Here is a 22,422-nt window from a genome sequence, read left to right as displayed (position 1 = left end):
AAACTGCCACTAATTACAATAACAGGCATTCACGCATCGCATTCATGCTGTATATATAGAAGGAAGTAAACATGTCAGGTTCTCTAACCTTTATTGCCAATCCTGCTGAAGGTAACGTCAATGGTGACGTTAACGTTCCAGGAGATAAGTCAATTTCTCACCGTTCCATTATGTTTGGCTCTTTAGCCGATGGCCGCTCGTATGTGAAAGGCTTTTTACCTGGTGATGATTGTTTGGCAACCATGAATGCGTTTAAAGCCATGGGTGTAAATATACAAGGGCCTGATGCAGACAATAACGTGATTATTGATGGTGTTGGTATTGATGGTTTGCAACAACCAAGTGAACAAATTGATATCGGTAACTCAGGCACGTCGATTCGTTTAATGTCAGGGATTCTAGCAGGGCAATCGTTTGCCAGCTCAATGGCAGGTGATGTATCTCTGAATAAGCGTCCAATGATGCGTGTTGTTAACCCATTGAAACTTATGGGTGCAGATATCAGTGCCAACGATGATGGCACGCCACCGGTGGTGGTTAAAGGTGGTAGCAAATTAAGCGGTATTGATTACCAGCTGCCAATGGCTAGTGCGCAGGTAAAATCCTGTGTTCTTTTAGCCGGTTTGTTTGCCGAAGGTACAACCACAGTTACTGAACCGGGCATTACTCGCGATCACACCGAACGTATGTTGCAAGCCTTTGGTTATGACGTGCAAGTCGATGGCAATAAAGTGAGCCTACAAGGCGGTGGTCGCTTAACGGCTTGTGATATTACCGTGCCTGGCGATATTTCATCAGCAACATTTTTTATCGTTGCCGGCTTAATAGCCAAGCAAGGGGCGATAACCTTGCGCAATGTTGGCATGAACCCAACTCGTATTGGTGTGTTAAACATTGTTCAGCAAATGGGCGGAAATATCGAATTAGTTAACAAACGTTTTGCTGGCGCTGAGCCCGTGGCTGATTTAATAGTGCATGCATCACAATTACAAGGTATTGATATCGATGAGAAGGACGTACCACTGGCAATTGATGAGTTTCCTGCAATATTTATAGCAGCCGCTTGTGCTAAAGGTACAACTCGTCTTCGCAATGCTGAAGAGTTACGTGTAAAAGAAAGTGATCGTATTCAAGCCATGGCCGATGGCTTAGTGACCTTAGGTGTTGATTGTACTGTTGTACCAGATGGGATTGACATTGTTGGTGGAAAATTAGGCGGTGGAACGATAAATTCACACCATGATCACCGAATTGCCATGTCTTTTGCTATCAGTTCTTTGCGTGCTAGTGATACAATTACCATACTCGAGTGCGAAAATGTTGCCACATCATTCCCCAACTTTGTTGAAATGGCTAATGGCGTAGGTTTGAACATCAAAAAGCAACCAGCATAATAAGTGAATTAGGAATTACACATGAGTGAGCAAATCCCTCTAATTACAATTGATGGCCCTAGTGGCGCAGGTAAGGGGACAGTAGCAAGGATAGTTGCTGAGCAACTAGGCTGGAATTTTTTAGACAGTGGCGCTATTTATCGAGTGCTAGCTGTGGCTACCGAACATCACGGCATCGATGTTGATAATGAAGAATCAGTGATCCCGTTAGCGGCTCATCTGGATGTTGAATTTTCAGTGGAAGATAACGAGACGCGCATATTGTTGGAAGGGGAAGATGTAACCGACAATATCCGCACTGAAACTGTTGGTGCTGTGGCATCAAAAGTCGCAGCGTATCCACGAGTACGAGAGGCATTATTGCGTCGCCAACGCGCATTTCGTGAAACTCCAGGTTTGATTGCTGACGGTCGAGATATGGGAACCGTGGTTTTTCCTGATGCAAAAGTAAAAGTATTTCTTGATGCCAGCGCTGAAGAACGTGCGAGAAGACGCTGTTTACAGTTGCAACAAAAGGGGGAAGATGTTAGTATCGGGCGCCTTTTGGAAGATATACGTCTACGGGACGACCGAGATCGCAACCGAGCAGTTGCGCCTCTAGTACCCGCCGAAGGTGCGTTAATTGTAGACTCAACTGAAATGAGTATTGAACAAGTAGTTGAAAAAATCCTCTTGTTCGCCAGTGAAAAACTGAGCTAAGTAATTGATTTGAATTATCTTTAGCTAAAGCAATTAATGTAAATAGATTTATACGATATCAACCAATTATGGTTGATATCTTTATTTAGGGCTTACTGCATGGAAGCACGAAGTCAATTAAACAACCCCATGAGACAATGACGTCGACTGGATTAATAACTGAGTTTATATACAAGTTATGACTGAAAATTTTGCACAGCTTTTTGAAGAAAGCTTAAAAGAAATCGAAACACGTCCTGGTTCAATCATCAAAGGTACTGTTGTACGTATCGAAAAAGACAACGTACTAGTTGATGCTGGCCTTAAATCTGAATCTGTTATCTCAATTGACCAATTCAAGAATTCTGCTGGTGAAGTAGAAATCAACGTTGGCGATCAAGTAGATGTTGCTCTAGACGCTACTGATGACGGTTTCGGTGAAACTATCCTTTCTCGTGAGAAAGCGAAGCGTTTCGAAGCTTGGCAGTTCCTTGAAAAAGCATACGAAGAGAAAGAGACTGTTGTTGGTGTTATCAACGGCAAGGTTAAAGGTGGCTTCACTGTTGAAGTTTCTAACATCCGTGCCTTCCTTCCTGGTTCATTAGTAGATGTTCGTCCAGTACGTGACACTGCTCACCTTGAAGGTAAAGATCTAGAATTTAAAGTTATTAAACTAGATCAAAAACGCAACAACGTTGTTGTTTCTCGTCGTGCAGTTATCGAATCTGAAAGCTCTGTTGAGCGCGATGCACTTCTTGAGTCTCTACAAGAAGGTCAAGAAGTTAAAGGTATCGTTAAGAACCTTACTGATTACGGTGCGTTCGTTGACCTTGGTGGTATCGATGGTCTACTACACATCACTGACATGGCTTGGAAGCGCGTTAAGCACCCAAGTGAAATTGTTAATGTTGGCGACGAAATCAACGTTAAAGTTCTTAAGTTCGACCGTGAGCGTACCCGTGTATCACTAGGTATGAAGCAACTAGGTGAAGATCCATGGGCAGCTATCGCTAATCGTTACCCAGAAGGTTCTAAACTTACTGGTCGCGTAACTAACCTAACTGACTACGGTTGTTTCGTTGAAATCCAAGAAGGCGTTGAAGGTCTAGTTCACGTTTCTGAAATGGATTGGACTAACAAAAACATCCACCCATCTAAAGTTGTTAACTTGGGTGATGAAGTTGAAGTTATGGTTCTTGAAATCGACGAAGAACGTCGTCGTATTTCACTAGGTCTTAAGCAATGTATCCCGAACCCTTGGGAAGAGTTTGCTAAGAACTTCAGCAAAGGTGATAAAGTTTCTGGTAAGATCAAGTCTATCACTGACTTCGGTATCTTCATCGGTCTTGAAGGCGGTATCGACGGTCTTGTTCACTTATCTGATATTTCTTGGAATGGCGGTGAAGAAGCTGTTCGCGAATACAAGAAAGGCGATGAAATCAGTGCTGTTGTACTTCAAGTTGACCCAGAACGTGAGCGTATCTCTCTAGGCGTTAAGCAAACTGAAGAAGATCCGTTCAACAACTACCTAGCAGACAACAAGAAAGGTACCGTAATTACTGGTACTATCATCGAAGTTGACGCTAAAGGTGCTAAAGTTGAACTTGCTGAAGGTGTTGAAGGTTACATCCGTGTAGCTGACATCTCACGTGAGCGTGTTGAAGATGCAACAACTGAACTTAACGTTGGCGACAGCGTTGAAGCTAAGTTTGTTGGTGTTGACCGTAAGAACCGTGCAATCAGCCTTTCTATCAAAGCGAAAGATCAAGCTGAAGAGCGTCAAGCTCTAGAAGACGTAAACCAAGCGGAAGATAGTTCATTCACTAACGCTATGGCTGAAGCCTTCAAAAACGCGAAAAACTAATCTGACATCAGATAAAGTTATTACGTAATAAAAAGCCGCTTAAAGCGGCTTTTTTTTATGCCTGAGATTTACCCATCTCGTTATAATTAAACGAATCTACTAAGTTGTTTTGACAAATTAATGCGATTTTTCTAAATAGTTAGCCGTTAATTTGCTGTTTGTTTTTTGTTCAAGCGTGCTAATAAGTTGATACGGTTACAATTTTTTTAAAAAAAGACGACATAACTATTTGATCAAACTATAATATTTATTAAAATTAATAAAAGAAAGAATGGCAACCAAAAGTCTTAAGGCAACAAACGAGCTTAGACTTAGCGTTTTGGTACAAGAATGGCAAAAGAACGAGTTGGGGTTCAAATGACTAAGTCAGAGCTTATAGAAAGATTAATAGATAGACTTGAACATCTTTCAGCGAAAGATGTTGAGACAGCGATAAAAGAAATTATCGAGATGATGGCCAATACTCTGGAAACAGGGGAGCGGATTGAAATTCGTGGCTTTGGCAGCTTCTCGTTGCATTATCGTGCACCGCGAACCGGTCGTAATCCTAAAACCGGTGAGTCGGTTGAATTAACGGGTAAATACGTACCGCATTTTAAACCGGGCAAGGAATTGCGCGAGCGGGTGAACCTGTCTTTGTAGAATATTAGGCCGGAGCACTTGTGCTCCGGTTTTATTTATTCATATACTTGAGACACTTAACCAACGAATCAAAAAGAGCACTCCTTTGAAACTCTACTTATCTGTACTAGTATTGTTCATCTTTTTAGCCATCGCTTTTGTTTTTGGTACGCAAAACGAGCAATTGATTGAATTGAACTATATCGTTGCGAAGTCACGAATGTCGGTCGCCATGGCGGTAAGCATCTTTACCCTTATTGGCTTCGTCATAGGTCTGATGACCATGTTCAGTATCATGCTGTCGCGCAAAATTAAACGTTTGCGTAAATCCTCCAGCAAATAAACTAACAAGAAGCCCTATCTTTTATGTTTGAATTATTGTTCTTGTTGCTCCCGGTTGCTGTAGGTTACGGTTGGTTTATGGGCCGCAACAGCGTTAAACAAAAAGACCAAACCGACAAAGACAATCTCACCATCAAATATTCCACTGGCTTAAATTATCTGTTGTCTAACCAACAAGACAAGGCCATGGAGTTTCTCTTAGAAGCCTTAACGGTAGAAGACGATACCGTTGAAGCTCACTTTGCTATGGCAAACTTGTTTCGCAAGCGAGGTGAGCTCGACAGGGCGCTGAAAGTTCATGAATACCTGGTGAGACAACCGGTATTATCAGATCCTCAAAAGCAGCAAGCCTTATTTGAATTAGGTCGTGATTTTTATGCTGCTGGTTTGTTTGACCGTGCCGAAAAGTTATTTTTAAAACTGACGAAAACGCCTACCTATGGCAATAAGTCTTTAAGTTATTTGTTGCAGATATACCAAAGTACCAAAGATTGGCAAAAAGGCCGAGAACTGGAAAAGGCGATAATTAAAAGCAAAGATAAGAAGTTACAACACGTGCTAGCGAACTTTTATTGCGAGTTGGCGACACAGGCGTTTGCGCAAAATGAGTACATAGGTGAACTAGAATTATTGCAAAAAGCATTGGAGCTCCACCCTAAGTCCAGCCGTGCTAATTTTCTTATGGCTCAGGTTTTTGAAAATAGCGAGCAATTTAATGATGCATGCCAGTGTTATAAAGAAATTTTTTATCAAGATATGGAGTTTTTTCCTGACGTTATTGATAAAATGCAGGCTGCATATCAGCGCAGTGATATTAACGATGAATTCTATCCGTTTATTCGTAAAGTGTTCGAGAAAAGTGGTAGTACAACTGCGTTGATCAAATATTTAGAATATGTTGAACAATCGAAATCGAAAGAAAAGGCAGAAGAATATATTTTGCAGGCGTTAAAGAGACGCCCAACCATCCGTGGCTTCAAACACTTTGTTAAAATGCAACGTCATGAAAGTCAGGATGATAAAACCGCAAAAAGCCTTGATGTGATTAGCGAAATGGTCGCCGCCTATATTAACATTAGGCCTAGGTACAGCTGCCGTAATTGTGGTTTCAATTCAACAGTCCATTACTGGTCATGCCCAAGCTGTCATGACTGGGAACAATTAAAGCCGGTAAGAGGCCTTGAAGGAGAATAATTAGATGTCTGATGCCAAAGTAGTTGTGGCTCTGGATTTTGCTGAAAAAGCGCAAGCGCTATCATTTGTTGACAAAATTGAACCAAACCAGGCGAAGTTGAAAGTCGGCAAAGAAATGTTTACCCACTTTGGTCCTGAGTTTGTTAAAGGTTTAACAAATCGCGGTTTTGACGTCTTTCTTGATTTGAAATTTCATGATATCCCAAACACTGTTGCCAAAGCTGTGCAAGCAGCCGCTGATCTTGGCGTTTGGATGGTCAATGTTCATGCTTCTGGTGGCAGTAAAATGATGACCACCGCCAAACAGGGTCTAGAAAGCTATGGTAAAGACGCACCGTTGTTGATTGCGGTTACGGTATTAACCAGTATGACAGAGCAAGATTTGCATGAATTAGGCTTAGCGGTGACACCTGAACAACAGGTTATGAACCTTGCGCGATTGACGAAAGAGTCAGGGCTTGATGGTGTCGTATGCTCTGCTCAAGAAGCGGCAATGCTAAAGCAAAACCTAGGTCAAGAATTTAAACTGGTAACCCCAGGTATTCGTCCGGTAGGCAGTTCAGTGGATGATCAAAAACGCATCATGACCCCGCCGCAAGCAATCGAACTTGGTGTTGATTATTTGGTCATTGGTCGTCCGATCACCAAAGCTGCAGATCCGTTCCAGGTTCTTGAAGATATAAATAAAAGCATTATTGTTTAGAACAAACGTTAACAGGAAATAATCATGCCTAAGGCAAGTGACATTAAAAAGAATCAGGCGATTGAACATAACGATCGCGTTTTTTTCGTAAAAGATATTCAACGTTCGGTACCACAAGGCCGTGCAGGTGGCAGCATTTATCGTATGCGCTTATACGATGCGGTAACCGGTGGTAAAGCCGATGAGTCGTTTAAAGACTCTGACATGCTTACCTTGGCAGATTTAACGCGTCGTCAAGCCATGTTCTCTTATGTGGATGGTGATGAATATGTGTTCATGGATAATGAAGACTACACACCGTACAACATTAATACCGTATCTATCAGTGATGAAATTCAGTTCATCAATGAAGCAACTGAAGGGATTTACGTGGTCATCATCGATGGTAACCCTGTATCGATTGAATTGCCACCAAGTGTTGAACTGGAAGTTGTGGAAACAGATCCTTCTATCAAAGGTGCTTCGGCAACGTCTCGCACCAAACCTGCAACTTTAACGACAGGTATTGTTATTCAAGTTCCTGAATATATTTCTACTGGCGATCGCGTAAAAGTGAATACCGAAGAGAAAAAGTTTATGAGTCGTGCTGATAAATAACCAGTCACCCTTTAACAACGATTAAAAAGCGGCAACCACTAGGTTGCCGCTTTTTTGTTGCACAGTTATTTACGCGAACGAGAACGATAGTAAATTCATTAACCTAGTCGCTATGGCACCTTTGTTGTTTTGACATCAGCTCATGGTTAACTATGTTTTAAATAGGTGACAACCTGTGTCACTGATTGTTGCAGGATGCAGCAATGGCAGGGCGGTCTTTAGTCATCGTTCTATTCAGCTCTAATTACGTAAAGGAACTACACATGAAAATACTTACTTCATCTTTTTTAGTGTCATCTTTTTTGGCGTTATCACTATTAATCCCATCAACTAGCTTTGCGTTTGCAGATAAAGCTCAAAACAAAAACGTAGCAAGTGGTGCTGTGGCGCAAGCAAACCATAGTCGTGTGGACATCAATAAAGCCAATGCTGCTCAATTGTCTGAGTTAAAAGGCTTAGGCAGTAAAAAGGCGCAAGCGATTGTTGACTATCGTCAAGCACATGGCCCATTTAAGTCATTGACAGATTTGGCTAATGTAAAAGGTATTGGCGAAAAGTTTATCGAGAAAAACGCCCAGTATATGAAGCTGTAACAGATAAAATGGGTTAATTTAATCGCTAAATAGTTTTTGTTAACGATCGTTTTAACAATAAACGCTTAGATATAAAAAATGCCAATCAATTGATTGGCATTTTTTATATGGAGTCTAATGTAGCCTCTAACAGAACTGTATTCTGTTAGAGGCTTAAGGCCTTATTAAGGCCTAAATTAAGGCTTATAAGGACCTGATGTACTGTGCTCTGTTGCAAAACCTACTGCAGCTGAACGTTCTGAACGAACAACCGACTCACGATCGGCAGTATCAACCGCATCTGTCGGAATAACCGATGATGTAGGTTCTACAGCCGCTGGTTTTGCCATTGGCGCATGTGCTTTAGCCTTTAAGCGAGCGACTTTTGCTGCTGGCTTTTTAACGTCAGCTTTAGGCGTTTCTGCTTTCGGTTCTTCAGCTTTAGGCGTTTCTGCTTTCGGTTCTTCAGCTTTAGGCGTTTCTGCTTTCGGTTCTTCAGCTTTAGGCGTTTCTGCTTTAGGTTCTTCAGCTTTAGGCGCTTCTGCTTTCGGTTCTTCAGCTTTAGGCGTTTCTGCTTTAGGTTCTTCAGTCTTAGGCGCTTCTGCTTTAGGTTCTTCAGCTTTAGGCGTTTCTGCTTTCGGTGCTTCAGTCATAGGCGCTTCTGCTTTCGGTGCTTCAGTCTTAGGCGCTTCTGCTTTCGGCTCTTCAGTCTTAGGCGCTTCTGCTTTCGGCTCTTCAGTCTTAGGCGCTTCTGCTTTAGGTGCTTCGGTTTTAGCAGCTGCAGCACTTTCTGTGGCTTGTTCAGCTACAGGCTCAGCTTTTTTAGCAGAACGAGGTTTTCTCGTTCTCTTTTTCGCTACTGGTGCATCGGCATCTAATGGCAGGCTTTGTTGCTGCTCTGACACACCATCACCACTGTCTGCTTGCTCAACGTCAGATTCAGGTACTTGTTGTTTAGCAACAAAACCTTCAGGCGTTTCAAGATCAAGCGATGTTTGCGCCTCATCAGCTTCTGTACTGCCAGGGTAACGTGCAGTTACTGGATCTTCATCAATACGTTGTTCGATGATGGCATTTTCAGTCTCAGCAGCATCTTGTTTTTCTCTACGACGACGTTGGCCTGAAGAGCGTAAGTGACGTGGAGAACGACGGCTGCGTTGGCGACGTTCTTTATTGTCACCCTCATCACCGGCATGTTCTGCGCTATCTTCATTTACATCTTCAGCTATAGCGTCTTCAGCTTGCTGTGGTTTCGATTTCTCGTTTTTATTTTTACGAGGCTCTTTTCTAGCAGGCTGCTCTTTTTTCACTGGTGTGTCGGTTTTTACCGTCTCTGTTGCAGCTTGTTGAGTTTCAGCTTGCTCTTTATTTTGCTCACTTACGCGTACTTTTTTACGAACATTTCGACGTTGACGGCGTTCTGCAACTTTTTCCTCTTTCGCTTTTTGCTCTTGAGGTTGCTTCTTTGGTTGTTGCTGTTGCTTGCCTTTGTTTTGAACGTCTTTGTTTTGAGCGTCTTTGTTTTGAGCGTCTTTGTTTTGAGCGTCTTTGTGCGGCTTCTGGCGTTTATTTTGCTGATCGCGTTGCGCATCACGTTTGTTATCGCGCTGTTGATCTTGCTTATCACCACCTTTGTGCTGCTCGCGACCTTTACCACGACGTTGTTGATTGCGCGGCTTACGACGACGATTGTTGTCTTGTGGGCGACGTTGATTGCTGTGTTGTGGTTTCTTCTCTTCTTTTTTCTCGTCAGCCGAGAATAAAGATTTAAAGAAGCTGCTGATTGCTTCGAACAAACCAGCGGACGTTTTCTCAGGTTCAGCTTGTTGCGGAGCAGGTTGCTTCGGTGCTGTCATACCTTGCAATACTGGCTCGTCGCGTTTAACAGCTTCCTTTTGGAACTTCGGCATAACCGCTTCTTCAACAACCGCCTCTGTTAGCTTCATTTCGTAGCTTGAGGTGGCCACCGTTTCATCGTCGCGGACACGCAACACTTCGTACTGCGGCGTTTCCATATCACTATTCGCTAAAATTAATACTTTAACGTTATGGTTACGCTCAATATGACCTACAGCATTACGCTTTTCGTTTAAAAGGTAAGTGGCTACAGGAACAGGAACCTGTGCATGAACTTGCGCGGTTTTGTCTTTAATCGCTTCTTCTTCCATTAAACGAAGAACAGAAAGAGCTAAAGACTCAACGCCACGAACATTACCGGTACCGCTACAACGTGGACACACGTGTTGGCTCGTCTCGCCAATCGATGGGCGCAATCGCTGACGCGACATTTCTAATAGACCAAACTTTGAAATACGGCTCAACTGAATTCGAGCACGGTCTGGACGTACGGCATCGCGCATACGGTTTTCAACTTCACGTTGATGACGAACGGGCGTCATATCGATAAAGTCGATAACAACCAAACCACCTAAATCGCGAAGACGTAATTGACGGGCAATTTCTTCCGCAGCTTCTAAGTTGGTATTGAATGCTGTTTCTTCGATATCACCACCTTTGGTAGCACGGGCAGAGTTGATATCAATAGACGTTAATGCTTCCGTTGGATCGATAACGATTGAACCACCAGAAGGCAAACGCACTTCACGTTGGAACGCAGATTCAATTTGCGATTCGATTTGATAATGAGTAAACAGTGGTACATCACCTTTGTACATCTTAACTTTGTTAATAAAGTCAGGACGAACTAAGTCAATATGCTGTTTTACTTGATCGAATACTTTTGGACGGTCAACAACAATCTCACCAATATCACGACGTAAATAGTCGCGAATTGCGCGCAAGATTACATTTGATTCCTGGTGAATTAAAAATGGTGCAGGGCGTGACGATGCAGCATCTTCAATTGCTTTCCAGTGTTGCATTAAAACGTTTAAATCCCACTCTAGCTCTTCGTAGGCTTTGCCAACACCTGCGGTACGAACAATAAGACCCATACCTTTAGGTAGGTTTAGCTTAGACAGTGAGTTTTTAAGTTCGGTACGTTCATCACCTTCGATACGACGTGAAATACCACCAGCACGTGGGTTGTTTGGCATCAATACCAAGTAACTACCAGCAAGTGAGATAAAGGTGGTAAGGGCGGCGCCTTTTTGGCCTCGCTCTTCTTTATCAATTTGCACGATGACTTCTTGGCCTTCTTGCAATACATCTTTGATGTTAGGGCGGCCTTGGAAGCTGTAGCCTTGTGGGAAGTAGCTGCGGGCGATTTCTTTCATAGGTAAGAAACCGTGGCGTTCGGCGCCATAGTCCACAAAAGCTGCTTCAAGAGATGGTTCTACGCGAGTGATGGTACCTTTGTAGATATTGGCTTTTTTCTGTTCATGGCCTGGGCTTTCGATATCCAGATCGTACAAGCTTTGGCCGTCAACAAGCGCTACGCGGAATTCTTCCGACTGTGTAGCATTGATTAACATACGTTTCATATAATTTATGACTCTGTTTTTATAAACCAAGTCACAACAGGCGCATTTGTGCAAAAGCTAACATACCTGGTATTCAGGCAGCAAAGCAGATAAACAGAGGGTTGTCAGCCTCACGGATGTCAACTCCCTAATGAATTCGGGACTGTCATTAAATTTTTTACGTTTAGTAGAGCCTATCTTTGTCGGTTCTACTTACGCGAATAACTTTTACACATCACACATATTGTGCTGGCTTTTGTTAAAAACACTCCGAATTTGCTGGATTCATTGTTTATGCTTCGAATTTGGCAAGTTACAAGCGCCAATCAAGCAATGGGCAATGCTGTCACTATATCTTTTGTGGCGGACATACTCGGCAAATGGCCTATGCGCATGTAACTCGCTCAATTGTTCGTATAGTGAAGTTGCCGCAATAAACCTCTTACGATTCTCTCTGGAGTGCGGTTTGTTTCAATTTTTCTTTAATAAGTAAGTCGATTTTTTAAGTTTTATCGTTTACTTTTTATTGTTACAGATAATTTTTCAGTAACTGAGCCATTATCCCACTAAATACTAGCTTAAGGCAATGATTTTGCCTTAGAAAGTTACGCAAAAATGCAAAAAAATGTGTTAGACTTCGCGCCATGAAAGACAACAAGCCAAAAAATCCGTTGCACGATAAACGAAAAGCGGCAACAAACCCCTCTGAAAACGTTGCCGAGCCTAATGCTGATAGACCTAAGGTTCGCTTCATTACGGTAGATGAAGACAGTGCCGGTCAACGAATCGATAACTTTCTGCTAAGAACTCTCAAAGGGGTACCAAAAAGTATGATTTATCGTTTATTACGTAAAGGCGAAGTGCGGGTTAATAAAAAACGTACCAAACCTGAATATAAACTGCAGACAGATGATCTTATCCGTGTGGCACCGATACGCGTGTCTGAGAAAACCGATATTGTTTCGACTAAATTAGACAAAGTATCTCGTCTTGAACAAAGTATTTTGTTTGAGGATGACTGTTTAATTGTCATTAATAAACCATCGGGTATGGCGGTGCATGGTGGTAGTGGTTTGTCATTTGGACTCATTGAAGCGCTGCGCGCACTGCGTCCACAAGCAAAGATGCTCGAGCTTGTGCATCGTCTTGACCGTGACACATCCGGTTGCCTAGTGGTTGCCAAAAAGCGCTCTGCATTACGTCATTTGCACGAACAATTGCGCAGTAAAAAAGTGCAAAAATTTTATCATGCTTTAGTCAAAGGACATTGGCCTACAAAACTCACTAAGGTAACCGAAGGGTTACGTAAAAATGAGCTTAAATCAGGCGAACGTGTCGTTATCGTTGACAATGTTCAAGGTAAAGAGTCAGAAACCCGTTATCGAGTAATAAAGCATTTTGAAGGTGCTAGTTTGGTTCGAGCGTTTCCAGTTACCGGCCGTACGCACCAAATTCGTGTGCATTGCCAATGCTCTGGATTCCCTATTGCTTGTGATGCTAAATACGGTGCTGAAGATTTTACTGCGACGATGAACAAGCAAGGTCTTAAACGATTATTCTTGCATGCTCACAGTATTGAATTCGAACATCCAAGAAGTGCAGAGCGGGTTCGTTTTGAAGCGCCATATGATGCACAATTAACGGCAATATTGAAAAAGCAGACCATCAAAACCTATTAAGTTGGCATGGCTAGTGTTGTGTTAACTGTTCACTAAGATAAATCTAAAGGCGGTGTTTTCACCGCCTTTTCTGTGCCTGTTATTGCTGTATCAAGGTGTTCACTCATCTTCATAGAGATTACGTATTGCTGGGTCGTCGGCGGTGTATTGCACAAACTCCACCTCAAAGCCTGTCGGGTCGATAAAATAAGCATTACGTCGACCGGTTAATTGCTTGCCACCGCTAGAGCGTGTAAATCCAGCCTGTTTTAATCTATCTATTAACGACTGCAGATTGCTAGTGGTAAAAGCAAAGTGAGCGAGACCGAGTTGTTGTGAGCTTAAGTCGCGATTTTCACCTTCGCCACCGTCGTTAAAGGTAATATATTGCTCGTCATCACCAAAATGTAACCAGCGTCGGTCCTTGCCGTACCAATTCATCTGTCCTTGACCACGCACATGCCAATGGGGGAATGCCGCTTGATAAAAGGTCAATGTCTTATCCAAATCACTAACCACCAAATTAATATGTTCTAATCTCATCGTTTTCTCCTTGAAGTGTTACAGTATCGGCGTTGTTATCTTGCCTCTGATTAACACCAACCTCGGGTTAGGCTATTTTGTTATCGTTCTTTAACTACCTGGTTATTGCCTAAAGCGTTTTGTGACACTTATTTGTTGGCCATGGTGTCGTTCATTAACTGCCAATATTTGTTCTTGAAATCGTTATCTAACCAGTTTTGTAAGTTATTGATTAAAGTTTTCATCGTGTCGCTCCTTTAAATTGTTGCTGTTTTTGTTTGGGTGTTGTCATCTTGTAATGCAAAGGATAAGGCCTCAAGTTAACTTGAGGTAAAGGCTTTTTTGCATTAAATTAGTAGATTAAACGAATCGAAAAATTCGATTACTTACAAAGAGCTAGTGATAAAGAGGTGAAGTATGGAGGCAAACTTATCTGTCGGGCAAGTGGCCAAACGCACCGGAGTGAAGGTGTCAACGTTGCATTTCTACGAAACCAAAGGGCTGATCACCAGTTGGCGTAATACCGGCAATCAGCGACGTTACAAAGCCGATGTTTTACGACGAATTTCGGTAATAAAGGTCGCGCAGGGGCTCGGTGTGAGCTTAGAAGAAATTAAAAACGTATTTCGCTCGCTGCCAAAAAATCGCACACCGGACAAACAAGACTGGCAGGCTATATCGACCTTATGGCAACAACAATTAGAACAACGCATAGTTCAACTGAATAAACTTAAAGACTCACTGGATGCGTGTATTGGCTGTGGTTGCCTGAGTTTAAAGTCTTGTCCTTTATATAACCCAGACGACACATTGGCAAAGCAAGGGGTAGGCGCCGTATTACTTAACAAACGCTAACGGTGCAGCTAAAGCTCGCGTATATAGATGGAAGGGTTAATGTGTTTAACCCTTTATATTTGACAAATTTTAGTGATTACAGGCTTTGTTTCGCGAGCACGTCATAACCTTCATTTTTTAATAGTTGATGTAATTTAATCAATGGCAGGCCAATCAAACTGTTTGGATCATCACCTTGTAACGATTTAAATAAACAAATCCCTAAAGCTTCACTCTTAAAGCTACCCGCACAATTGTATGGTTGTTCGGCTTTTAGGTAATTATCTATCTCGGTGAGACTAAGGTCGCGAAAACTCACGTAAAATGGCTCGACAATAACCTGGCTGTTTTGTGTTGCACTATTATATAAGCACAAGCCGGTTAAGAAGGTGACCGTTTTTCCGCTAAAGGATTGCAATTGTTTAATGGCGTTTTCATGAGTATGTGGCTTACCCAATATATTGCCATCACACACGGCGACTTGATCTGAGCCAATGATTAAAGCATCAGGATATTGTGCCGCTACCGCGTTTGCTTTTTGTTCGGCTAGGCGCGCGACCAACTGCTCTGGCGATTCATCAGTAAGCGCAGTTTCATCTACGTCTGGTTTGGCGCAGGCAAACGGCACGCCAAGTTTCTCTAATAAAGCTTTACGAAAAGGAGATGTTGAACCTAATACAAGTTGTGTCATGGGGCTGTGTTTGTTTGGTTATGATGCAGGCATTGTAGCCCAAGCGTATGTTCTCGCCAATATCTGTCATACTGTGAATTGATGATAGTTGGCTTTTATTGTGGCAAAATAGGTTAATAGCAAGTTAACCGAGTAAAGTTGTTCACAATTAAGTCACTTGTGTTAAAATTTGTCATTAATTAGTCAAAAGAACAGACAAAGGTTAATTTTCTTTTGACACAGGGCGATACACCCATTAATATGCGCGCCTTATGAAGAATCTTAAACTTCCGGTAACAATAGATCCGTACAAAAGTGCACAGCGACGTTTAGTCGTTGATGGATTTTTTGAACTATGCCGGTTCGAAAGATTGCTTGGTGAAGCTGATAAGGCTACCGAGCATGTAAATGTTGTAATAAATTTTGATGTTGATGAACAGGGTTTGATTGTTATCAGCGGAAAAGCATCAACCCAAGTTTATTTAACATGTCAGCGTTGTAATGAACCATTTGAACAAGAGTTGAAAGTAGACTTTTCTTTCTCTCCTGCGAAAAATGAGGAGAAGGCAGGTGAACTGCCGGAACATTATGATGCTGTCGTTTTAGATGAAAATGGTGAAGTCAATTTACGCGATTTAGTGGAAGATGAACTTTTAGTTTCGATTCCATTAATTCCGAAACATAACCTCGAGGACTGTGGCCAAGATGCCAACACGACTTGGGGCAAGTTACCGGATACGCTTGAGAAACCGAATCCATTTGATGTTTTAAAAAACCTCAAGTAGCTTTAAAAAATTTTTAGGAGTAAGGTAAAATGGCCGTACAAAAGAGTAAGAAATCTCGTTCAAGACGTGGCATGCGCCGTTCACACGATGCGTTGACTACAGAAAACCTATCAGTAGATAGCGTATCTGGCGAAACTCACCGCCGTCACCACGTAACAGCCGATGGCTTTTACAAAGGTGAAAAAGTTATCGCTAAATAAGCGAGTTAACTTTGGATAGTCTAACCGTCGCGTTAGATGTTATGGGGGGCGATAATGGCCCCCTTGTAACAATTCCTGCTGCAAAAATGGCACTTGAAAAAATGCCATACCTCCAACTCACCCTTTGCGGCGACAAAAGCGTTATCGAAGCGCATCTCAAACATCACAATATCGTTGACCATTCGCGTATTGAAATTTGTCATACCAGCGAATCGATCGCTATGAACGAAAAGCCAAGTATTGCTTTGCGTACCAAGAAAGATTCATCGATGCGAAAAGCGCTTGATTTGGTACAACAAGGCGACGCTAATGCCTGCGTCAGTGCCGGTAATACCGGAGCCTTACTAGCGATTGCTCATTATGTCTTAAAGATGTTACCGGGCGTCGAACGCCCAGCGCTTGTTTCTCATTTACCAATAACCGATTCTCATCGACACGCCTTTATGCTCGATTTAGGCGCCAATGTATTTGTTGATTCAACCACCTTATTCCAGTTTGCGGTAATGGGGTCAGTGATGGCACAAGAAGTTGATGAAATTGAATCCCCCAAAGTAGCCTTGCTTAATATGGGGGAGGAAGATATCAAAGGCAGCGATCATATCCGTCAAACGGCGGTATTATTGGAGCAGACTGAAGATATTAACTACGTCGGCTTTATTGAAGGCAATGACATTTTTTCTGGTAAAGCGGATGTTATTGTTTGTGATGGATTTGTTGGCAATATTGCCCTCAAAACTTGTGAAGGTGTTGCTAAATTGGTCATGGGTAAGGTGATGAAAATCATCAATGAGAATAAATTCACCCGTTTATTAGGCGTAATGCTTAATCCGACACTAAAAAATATCGTAAAACGTCTGAACCCCGACCAGTATAATGGCGCAAGTTTGATAGGATTACGCGGCATCGTGGTTAAAAGTCACGGTAACGCAACCAGCTCCGCTTTTTATAACGCCATTAAGGAAGCGGTTAAAGAAGTTGATAGACAAGTTCCACAGAAAATAAATCACAAATTGGAACAGACGTTAGTAAAAGGTCATAAATAACTATGTATTCACGAATTGCTGGCACCGGTAGCTATTTTCCGGCTCAAATTCGCTCTAATGCTGATTTGGAAAAAATGGTAGATACCACCGATGATTGGATCATGGAACGCACCGGTATCAAGGAAAGACGCATTTCAGCAGAGCACGAGAACGTTGCTTATATGGGCGCACGCGCCGCTGAAAAAGCATTAGAAATGGCAGGTCTTAAAAAAGAAGATATTGACATGATTGTTATGGGGACGACCTCAAACCATGTTGATTTGCCAAGTGGTGCCTGTTACGTACAAAAATATTTGGATATGCCATATGTTCCAGCGTTTGATGTTGCAGCGGCATGTTCGGGCTTTATTTACAGTTTAAGTATTGCCGACCAATATATTCGCTCAGGCATGGCCAAGCGTATTCTTGTGATTGGTGCCGATGCATTATCACATATGTGTGATCCAAAAGATCGCTCAACCATTATTTTGTTCGGTGACGCTGCAGGTGCGGTGGTTCTTGAAGCGAGCGAAGAGCAAGGGATCATCTCTACTCATTTGCATGCAGATGGTAATTACGGCGCATTACTTGGCGCGAATTCACCAAAACGTGGTGATCCGTTAACTGAAGAAAAAGCCTACATATATATGAAGGGCAATGAAGTATTCAAGTTTGCGGTAACTCGTTTAAGCGAAATCGTTACCGAAACGCTAGAGCACAATAATATGGATAAGTCGGATATCGACTGGTTGGTTCCGCATCAGGCGAACCTACGTATTATTGCTGCCGCTGCAAAAAAACTGAGTTTACCTATGTCACAAGTGGTCGTTACCCTTGATAAGCATGGTAATACATCAGCAGCGACAATTCCTACTGCACTTGATGAAGCGGTCCGCGATGGCCGTATCAAGCGTGGTCAAACAGTATTAATGGAAGCCTTTGGTAGTGGTTTTACCTGGGGCAGTGCATTAATTCGTTTTTAATTTCAGGACTATAAATAAAATGAACAATCAATTAGCGTTTGTATTTCCTGGTCAAGGCTCACAAGCTGTTGGCATGTTGGCTGACCTTGGCGACAACGACGTTGTAAAACAAACTTTTGCTGAAGCATCAGAAGCCCTTGGTTACGACCTTTGGGATCTGATTCAAAACGACAGCGATGGCAAATTGAATCAAACAGATTATACCCAACCGGCACTACTCGCCTCTAGTGTTGCTGTATTTCGTGCTTGGTTAGCGGCCAATGGTGATAACCCGGCAGTATTAGCCGGCCATTCGTTAGGTGAATATTCTGCACTAGTATGTGCGGGTGTTTTATCTCTTAGCGATGGTGTAAAACTGGTAGAGAAACGCGGTCAGTATATGCAACAAGCTGTGCCGGCAGGTGTCGGTGCGATGTATGCCATTATCGGCTTAGATGATGCAACGATTATTGACTGTTGTGCGCAAGCTGCCCAAGGTCAAGTCGTATCAGCCGTTAACTTTAACTCACCAGGGCAAGTTGTGATTGCTGGTAATAAAGACGCGGTTGAACGTGCAGGCGCTTTGTGTAAAGAAGCCGGTGCCAAACGTGCGTTGCCATTACCTGTTAGTGTGCCATCGCATTGTGCATTGATGCAACCTGCGGCGGATCAATTGGCTGCCGATTTTGACAATATCAGCTTTAATGCACCGCAAATTCCAGTAATCAATAATGTTGATGTTGCGACGGTTGATGATGCCGCAGCGATCAAAGATGCGCTTATTCGTCAATTATACAGCCCAGTTCGTTGGACTGAGTCGATTGAAAAAATCGCTGGTATGGGTGTCGAAAACGTCATTGAAATGGGACCAGGTAAAGTACTATCAGGTCTTGTAAAACGAATTAATAAACAACTTAGCTGCGTATCAGTCAATACAGCTGACACGCTTACATCAGCATTGGAAGGTTAACAATGTCTTTATTTTCTTTAGAGGGCAAAGTTGCCCTAGTAACAGGTGCTAGCCGTGGTATTGGTAAAGCTATCGCTGAGCAATTAGTCGCTCAAGGCGCAAAAGTAATTGGTACAGCAACATCACAAGGTGGTGCTGATGCTATTTCTGCATACTTAGCGGACAACGGTAAAGGTTACGTTTTAAACGTAACAGACGGCGAGTCGATCAGCGCTTTATTTGAAGCGATTAAAGCAGACTTTGGCAACGTTGATATATTGGTAAATAATGCCGGTATCACTCGTGATAACCTAATGATGCGAATGAAAGACGCTGAATGGGATGACATCATCTCTACCAACCTTAATTCATTATTCAAGATCACCAAAGCGGTTATGCGCCCGATGATGAAAGCACGCAGTGGCCGAATCATTAATATTGGTTCTGTTGTGGGCTCAATGGGTAATGCTGGTCAGGTTAACTACGCGACAGCAAAAGCAGGTTTATTAGGTTTTACTAAATCATTAGCAAAAGAAGTTGCCTCACGTGGCATCACCGTTAATGCTATTGCCCCTGGTTTTATCGATACTGATATGACTAAAGCACTAAACGATGAACAGCGTGAAGCGATTTCGTCGCAAGTGCCTGCAAACCGTTTAGGTCAACCAGAAGAAATCGCGGCTACCGTCGCCTTTTTAGCATCAGACGCGGCAGGCTACATTAACGGTGAAACTGTTCACGTTAATGGCGGCATGTACATGGTTTAGGCGATCAGTTTATAAAAACAACAGAAATTGGCGGATTTGTCGCAAATACTTGCGTATTCGCCGATTTTAAGCCATAAATATCGAGTTGGCTATCAGGTTTGACCAGCGCAAAATTTTGCATTTATGCTTGCAACAGTGCCTGATGCCGAATAAACTACACGCAATTTAGAAAATATTGCTAATTTTAGTGAAGGAAAAAAAATGAGTACTATCGAAGAACGCGTAAGAAAAATCATCGTTGAACAACTAGGTGTTAAAGAAGAAGAATGCAAAAACGAAGCATCTTTCGTTGATGATTTAGGTGCAGATTCTCTAGATACAGTTGAACTAGTAATGGCTCTTGAAGAGGAATTCGATACAGAAATCCCTGATGAAGAAGCTGAAAAAATCACTACTGTTCAATCAGCTATCGATTACGTTACAGCTAACAGCTAATAACGAATTCAACGAAGAAGGCGGTTTAATTACCGCCTTTTTTGTTTTTGAAAAGTGTAATACGGAGACAAAATAAGTTATGCGTCGAGTCGTTGTAACAGGCTTGGGGATGTTAAGTCCACTGGCCAATGATGCTCAATCTACCTGGCAAGCCTTAATGGCAGGGAAAAGCGGTATAGGGATGATCGAACACCTGGATACCACCGACTTTTCTACCAAGTTCGCCGGTCTAGTTAAAGACTTTAATTCGGAAGATTTCGGCATCGCAAAAAAAGAAGCCCGTAAAATGGATTTGTTTATCCAATACGGTATTGCTGCGGGTAATCAGGCACTTGCCGATTCTGGTCTTGAAATTACCGAACAAAACGCTGGCCGTGTTGGTGTTGCTGTAGGTTCTGGTATTGGTGGATTAACGCTTATTGAAGAAGGTCATAAAAAAGCGCTGCAAAGCAGTGTGAAAAAATTATCTCCTTTCTTTTGTCCGTCGACTATTTTAAATATGATTTCCGGTCACCTTTCAATCATGCATGGCATGAAAGGACCAAATATCGCTATTGTCACCGCGTGTACGACAGGTGTTCACAATATTGGTCATGCAGCACGTATGATCGCTTACGGTGATGCCGATGCGATGTTGGCCGGTGGTGCAGAAAAAGCATCAACGGTGTTAGGTATTGGTGGCTTTATGTCAGCCCGTGCGTTGTCAACTCGTAATGATGCACCACAACAGGCATCTCGCCCTTGGGATAAAGACCGCGATGGTTTTGTTCTAAGTGATGGGGCAGGTGTGGTGATGATCGAAGAATACGAACATGCAAAAGCTCGTGGCGCGAACATCTATGCAGAATTAGTTGGTTTTGGTATGAGTGGCGATGCCCATCATATTACCTCGCCACCAGCCAATGGTGAAGGTGGTGCTGCGGCGATGAGTAATGCGTTGAAAGATGCAAATATTGCCGCCGACAAAGTCGGTTATATCAACGCTCATGGTACCTCAACGCCAGCTGGTGATATCGCTGAAACCAATGGTGCGAAATCAGTATTTGCTGATCACGCCCACAAATTGATGATGGGTTCAACCAAGTCGATGACCGGCCATATGCTCGGTGCAGCAGGATCTGCTGAAGCGATTTTCACCATTCTATCTTTAAAGAATCAAGAAGTCCCACCAACCATTAATCTAGATAACCCAGATGAAGGCTGTGATCTTGACTACATAGCGCATACCGCTCGTCAGGCAAAGCTTGATTATGCTTTGTGTAACTCATTTGGTTTTGGTGGCACTAACGGTTCGTTATTATTTAAAAAGATTTAAATAAAGCCACCAAGTTAAGATGTGAAATGCTCAATTACTTTGATATAGTGGTTGAGCATTTTTTATAATAATAACATTCAGATAGTTGCCAACTTACGGCTTTAATCATGAGCTTTGTATCCGTTAATTTTCAGCAAACTAAGCAACTCAGTGTCTATGATCGCGCTGTGGCGTTTGGTGATGGCTTGTTTACAACAGGTTGCATCGAACAAGGTCGCTTATTAATACAAAGTGAACACCTCACTCGTTTACAAGATGGCTGTGCGCGCTTGCGTATTACCGGCGTTGATTGGCCGTCTGTGGTTTGCGAGATGAATAAGGCATGCGCCACTCAGCAAAACGGTGTATTAAAAGTTATTATTTCTGCTGGTGAGTCTCAACGCGGCTATGTTCGCAGTGCTCTCATAAAGCCGACAGTTATTGTGCAAACATCCGATTATCCCGCACATTATCAACAGTGGCGTGAACAGGGCATAACCGTTGGCATCGCTGACACTCGGCTCGGTATTAACCCGTTACTGGCGGGTATCAAACATTTGAATCGCCTTGAGCAAGTGCTGATAAGAGATGAACTTGAACACTGTCAACACGATGATCTTTTAGTGGCTGATATTCAGGGCAATATCGTTGAAACCAGCTCTGCTAATGTATTTTGGCAGTTAGCCGGTCAATGGCAGACACCATCTTTAGATAAGGCTGGTGTTAATGGCCTTATCCGACAAAAACTGCTCGCTAAAATTGATGCTGAAAAAGTGCAAACATGCATCGATACATTAGCGGATGTTGAGGCGATGTTTATTTGTAATACGGTATTGGGGCTTGCCCCCGTTACTCGCTTTAATGGTCATATCATAAAACATTCGACAAGCGCTCTGTCGCTATATCAGCAATTGAATCAATGGATAAAGGAATAAAC

Annotated in this window: 23 protein-coding genes; 20 read left to right on the top strand and 3 right to left on the bottom strand. The window is 42.6% G+C overall.

The window, feature by feature from the left end:
* Positions 1-71 precede the first annotated feature (71 nt).
* From aroA to HII16_RS04415, 9 genes are all read left to right on the top strand, one after another.
* A complete protein-coding gene (gene aroA, locus HII16_RS04455) occupies positions 72-1,394 on the top strand; it encodes a 3-phosphoshikimate 1-carboxyvinyltransferase (RefSeq protein ID WP_169127833.1) in 1,323 nt (440 codons plus the stop codon).
* Between the two features lie 21 nt (positions 1,395-1,415).
* Complete coding sequence (gene cmk / locus HII16_RS04450) at positions 1,416-2,093, top strand: (d)CMP kinase (RefSeq protein WP_169127831.1); 678 nt, start codon at positions 1,416-1,418, stop codon at positions 2,091-2,093.
* A gap of 178 nt (positions 2,094-2,271) precedes the next feature.
* The gene (rpsA, locus tag HII16_RS04445) at positions 2,272-3,936 is read left to right on the top strand and encodes a 30S ribosomal protein S1 (RefSeq protein WP_169127829.1); all 1,665 of its coding nucleotides are present in this window, start codon (positions 2,272-2,274) and stop codon (positions 3,934-3,936) included.
* 357 nt (positions 3,937-4,293) lie between these two features.
* The gene (gene ihfB, locus HII16_RS04440) at positions 4,294-4,578 is read left to right on the top strand and encodes an integration host factor subunit beta (RefSeq protein ID WP_135440539.1); all 285 of its coding nucleotides are present in this window, start codon (positions 4,294-4,296) and stop codon (positions 4,576-4,578) included.
* 85 nt (positions 4,579-4,663) lie between these two features.
* Entirely contained in the window at positions 4,664-4,900 is a 237-nt protein-coding gene (locus HII16_RS04435) for a LapA family protein (RefSeq protein WP_169127827.1), read from the top strand.
* A 23-nt stretch (positions 4,901-4,923) separates the two neighbouring features.
* Positions 4,924-6,093: a lipopolysaccharide assembly protein LapB gene (gene lapB, locus HII16_RS04430; RefSeq protein ID WP_169127825.1), complete on the top strand. Its 1,170-nt coding sequence runs from the start codon at positions 4,924-4,926 to the stop codon at positions 6,091-6,093.
* Positions 6,094-6,097: 4 nt separating this feature from the next.
* On the top strand, positions 6,098-6,796 hold the full coding sequence (gene pyrF / locus HII16_RS04425; protein WP_169127823.1) for an orotidine-5'-phosphate decarboxylase: 699 nt from the start codon (positions 6,098-6,100) through the stop codon (positions 6,794-6,796).
* 24 nt (positions 6,797-6,820) lie between these two features.
* Positions 6,821-7,393 carry an elongation factor P-like protein YeiP gene (gene yeiP / locus HII16_RS04420; protein ID WP_169127821.1) on the top strand — a complete coding sequence of 191 codons (573 nt, stop codon included), beginning with the start codon at positions 6,821-6,823 and terminating at the stop codon, positions 7,391-7,393.
* 263 nt (positions 7,394-7,656) lie between these two features.
* Entirely contained in the window at positions 7,657-7,986 is a 330-nt protein-coding gene (locus HII16_RS04415) for a helix-hairpin-helix domain-containing protein (protein ID WP_169127819.1), read from the top strand.
* Between the two features lie 176 nt (positions 7,987-8,162).
* On the opposite strand, the gene rne is transcribed toward HII16_RS04415, so the two are convergent.
* Positions 8,163-11,408 carry a ribonuclease E gene (gene rne, locus HII16_RS04410; protein ID WP_169127817.1) on the bottom strand — a complete coding sequence of 1,082 codons (3,246 nt, stop codon included), beginning with the start codon at positions 11,406-11,408 and terminating at the stop codon, positions 8,163-8,165.
* A gap of 623 nt (positions 11,409-12,031) precedes the next feature.
* Between rne and rluC the strand changes: the two genes are divergently transcribed.
* The gene (rluC, locus tag HII16_RS04405) at positions 12,032-13,066 is read left to right on the top strand and encodes a 23S rRNA pseudouridine(955/2504/2580) synthase RluC (protein ID WP_169127815.1); all 1,035 of its coding nucleotides are present in this window, start codon (positions 12,032-12,034) and stop codon (positions 13,064-13,066) included.
* A 99-nt stretch (positions 13,067-13,165) separates the two neighbouring features.
* Here rluC and HII16_RS04400 read toward each other — a convergent pair whose 3' ends face one another.
* The gene (locus HII16_RS04400) at positions 13,166-13,588 is read right to left on the bottom strand and encodes a VOC family protein (protein ID WP_169127813.1); all 423 of its coding nucleotides are present in this window, start codon (positions 13,586-13,588) and stop codon (positions 13,166-13,168) included.
* 396 nt (positions 13,589-13,984) lie between these two features.
* Between HII16_RS04400 and soxR the strand changes: the two genes are divergently transcribed.
* A complete protein-coding gene (gene soxR, locus HII16_RS04395; RefSeq protein WP_169127811.1) occupies positions 13,985-14,422 on the top strand; it encodes a redox-sensitive transcriptional activator SoxR in 438 nt (145 codons plus the stop codon).
* 76 nt (positions 14,423-14,498) lie between these two features.
* Here the strand turns inward: soxR and HII16_RS04390 are convergent, their stop codons facing one another.
* Positions 14,499-15,092: a nucleoside triphosphate pyrophosphatase gene (locus tag HII16_RS04390; RefSeq protein WP_169127809.1), complete on the bottom strand. Its 594-nt coding sequence runs from the start codon at positions 15,090-15,092 to the stop codon at positions 14,499-14,501.
* A 251-nt stretch (positions 15,093-15,343) separates the two neighbouring features.
* Between HII16_RS04390 and yceD the strand changes: the two genes are divergently transcribed.
* The 9 genes from yceD (at position 15,344) to pabC (ending at position 22,420) form a co-directional block, all read left to right on the top strand.
* Positions 15,344-15,856 carry a 23S rRNA accumulation protein YceD gene (gene yceD, locus HII16_RS04385; RefSeq protein ID WP_135440067.1) on the top strand — a complete coding sequence of 171 codons (513 nt, stop codon included), beginning with the start codon at positions 15,344-15,346 and terminating at the stop codon, positions 15,854-15,856.
* A gap of 29 nt (positions 15,857-15,885) precedes the next feature.
* Positions 15,886-16,056, top strand: coding sequence for a 50S ribosomal protein L32 (gene rpmF / locus HII16_RS04380; RefSeq protein ID WP_135440068.1), 171 nt, complete (start codon positions 15,886-15,888; stop codon positions 16,054-16,056).
* An 11-nt stretch (positions 16,057-16,067) separates the two neighbouring features.
* A complete protein-coding gene (plsX, locus tag HII16_RS04375; RefSeq protein ID WP_169127806.1) occupies positions 16,068-17,099 on the top strand; it encodes a phosphate acyltransferase PlsX in 1,032 nt (343 codons plus the stop codon).
* Between the two features lie 2 nt (positions 17,100-17,101).
* On the top strand, positions 17,102-18,061 hold the full coding sequence (locus HII16_RS04370) for a beta-ketoacyl-ACP synthase III (protein ID WP_135440070.1): 960 nt from the start codon (positions 17,102-17,104) through the stop codon (positions 18,059-18,061).
* A 19-nt stretch (positions 18,062-18,080) separates the two neighbouring features.
* Positions 18,081-19,010, top strand: coding sequence for an ACP S-malonyltransferase (gene fabD / locus HII16_RS04365; RefSeq protein ID WP_135440071.1), 930 nt, complete (start codon positions 18,081-18,083; stop codon positions 19,008-19,010).
* Positions 19,011-19,012: 2 nt separating this feature from the next.
* Complete coding sequence (gene fabG, locus HII16_RS04360) at positions 19,013-19,756, top strand: 3-oxoacyl-ACP reductase FabG (protein WP_169127804.1); 744 nt, start codon at positions 19,013-19,015, stop codon at positions 19,754-19,756.
* 201 nt (positions 19,757-19,957) lie between these two features.
* Positions 19,958-20,191, top strand: a complete 234-nt coding sequence (gene acpP, locus HII16_RS04355) for an acyl carrier protein (RefSeq protein WP_135440073.1) — start codon at positions 19,958-19,960, stop codon at positions 20,189-20,191.
* Positions 20,192-20,270: 79 nt separating this feature from the next.
* A complete protein-coding gene (gene fabF, locus HII16_RS04350; RefSeq protein WP_169127801.1) occupies positions 20,271-21,506 on the top strand; it encodes a beta-ketoacyl-ACP synthase II in 1,236 nt (411 codons plus the stop codon).
* Positions 21,507-21,613: 107 nt separating this feature from the next.
* Positions 21,614-22,420: an aminodeoxychorismate lyase gene (pabC, locus tag HII16_RS04345; RefSeq protein WP_169127799.1), complete on the top strand. Its 807-nt coding sequence runs from the start codon at positions 21,614-21,616 to the stop codon at positions 22,418-22,420.
* The last annotated feature ends 2 nt before the right edge of the window (positions 22,421-22,422 follow it).

It is taken from the genome of Thalassotalea sp. Y01 (assembly GCF_012932945.1).
Classification (GTDB): domain Bacteria; phylum Pseudomonadota; class Gammaproteobacteria; order Enterobacterales; family Alteromonadaceae; genus Thalassotalea_A.
The sequence above is the reverse complement of the archived record's forward strand: the minus strand, read 5'-3'. Positions and strand labels throughout refer to the sequence as shown.

Excerpts from the sequence above, each read along its gene's own strand:
- aroA (WP_169127833.1), top strand. The coding sequence starts at position 72 with ATGTCAGGTTCTCTAACCTTTATTGCCAATCCTGCTGAAGGTAACGTC.
- cmk (WP_169127831.1), top strand. The coding sequence starts at position 1,416 with ATGAGTGAGCAAATCCCTCTAATTACAATTGATGGCCCTAGTGGCGCA.
- rpsA (WP_169127829.1), top strand. The coding sequence starts at position 2,272 with ATGACTGAAAATTTTGCACAGCTTTTTGAAGAAAGCTTAAAAGAAATC.
- ihfB (WP_135440539.1), top strand. The coding sequence starts at position 4,294 with ATGACTAAGTCAGAGCTTATAGAAAGATTAATAGATAGACTTGAACAT.
- lapB (WP_169127825.1), top strand. The coding sequence starts at position 4,924 with ATGTTTGAATTATTGTTCTTGTTGCTCCCGGTTGCTGTAGGTTACGGT.
- pyrF (WP_169127823.1), top strand. The coding sequence starts at position 6,098 with ATGTCTGATGCCAAAGTAGTTGTGGCTCTGGATTTTGCTGAAAAAGCG.
- yeiP (WP_169127821.1), top strand. The coding sequence starts at position 6,821 with ATGCCTAAGGCAAGTGACATTAAAAAGAATCAGGCGATTGAACATAAC.
- HII16_RS04415 (WP_169127819.1), top strand. The coding sequence starts at position 7,657 with ATGAAAATACTTACTTCATCTTTTTTAGTGTCATCTTTTTTGGCGTTA.
- rne (WP_169127817.1), bottom strand. The coding sequence starts at position 11,408 with ATGAAACGTATGTTAATCAATGCTACACAGTCGGAAGAATTCCGCGTA.
- rluC (WP_169127815.1), top strand. The coding sequence starts at position 12,032 with ATGAAAGACAACAAGCCAAAAAATCCGTTGCACGATAAACGAAAAGCG.
- HII16_RS04400 (WP_169127813.1), bottom strand. The coding sequence starts at position 13,588 with ATGAGATTAGAACATATTAATTTGGTGGTTAGTGATTTGGATAAGACA.
- soxR (WP_169127811.1), top strand. The coding sequence starts at position 13,985 with ATGGAGGCAAACTTATCTGTCGGGCAAGTGGCCAAACGCACCGGAGTG.
- HII16_RS04390 (WP_169127809.1), bottom strand. The coding sequence starts at position 15,092 with ATGACACAACTTGTATTAGGTTCAACATCTCCTTTTCGTAAAGCTTTA.
- yceD (WP_135440067.1), top strand. The coding sequence starts at position 15,344 with ATGAAGAATCTTAAACTTCCGGTAACAATAGATCCGTACAAAAGTGCA.
- rpmF (WP_135440068.1), top strand. The coding sequence starts at position 15,886 with ATGGCCGTACAAAAGAGTAAGAAATCTCGTTCAAGACGTGGCATGCGC.
- HII16_RS04370 (WP_135440070.1), top strand. The coding sequence starts at position 17,102 with ATGTATTCACGAATTGCTGGCACCGGTAGCTATTTTCCGGCTCAAATT.
- fabD (WP_135440071.1), top strand. The coding sequence starts at position 18,081 with ATGAACAATCAATTAGCGTTTGTATTTCCTGGTCAAGGCTCACAAGCT.
- fabG (WP_169127804.1), top strand. The coding sequence starts at position 19,013 with ATGTCTTTATTTTCTTTAGAGGGCAAAGTTGCCCTAGTAACAGGTGCT.
- acpP (WP_135440073.1), top strand. The coding sequence starts at position 19,958 with ATGAGTACTATCGAAGAACGCGTAAGAAAAATCATCGTTGAACAACTA.
- fabF (WP_169127801.1), top strand. The coding sequence starts at position 20,271 with ATGCGTCGAGTCGTTGTAACAGGCTTGGGGATGTTAAGTCCACTGGCC.
- pabC (WP_169127799.1), top strand. The coding sequence starts at position 21,614 with ATGAGCTTTGTATCCGTTAATTTTCAGCAAACTAAGCAACTCAGTGTC.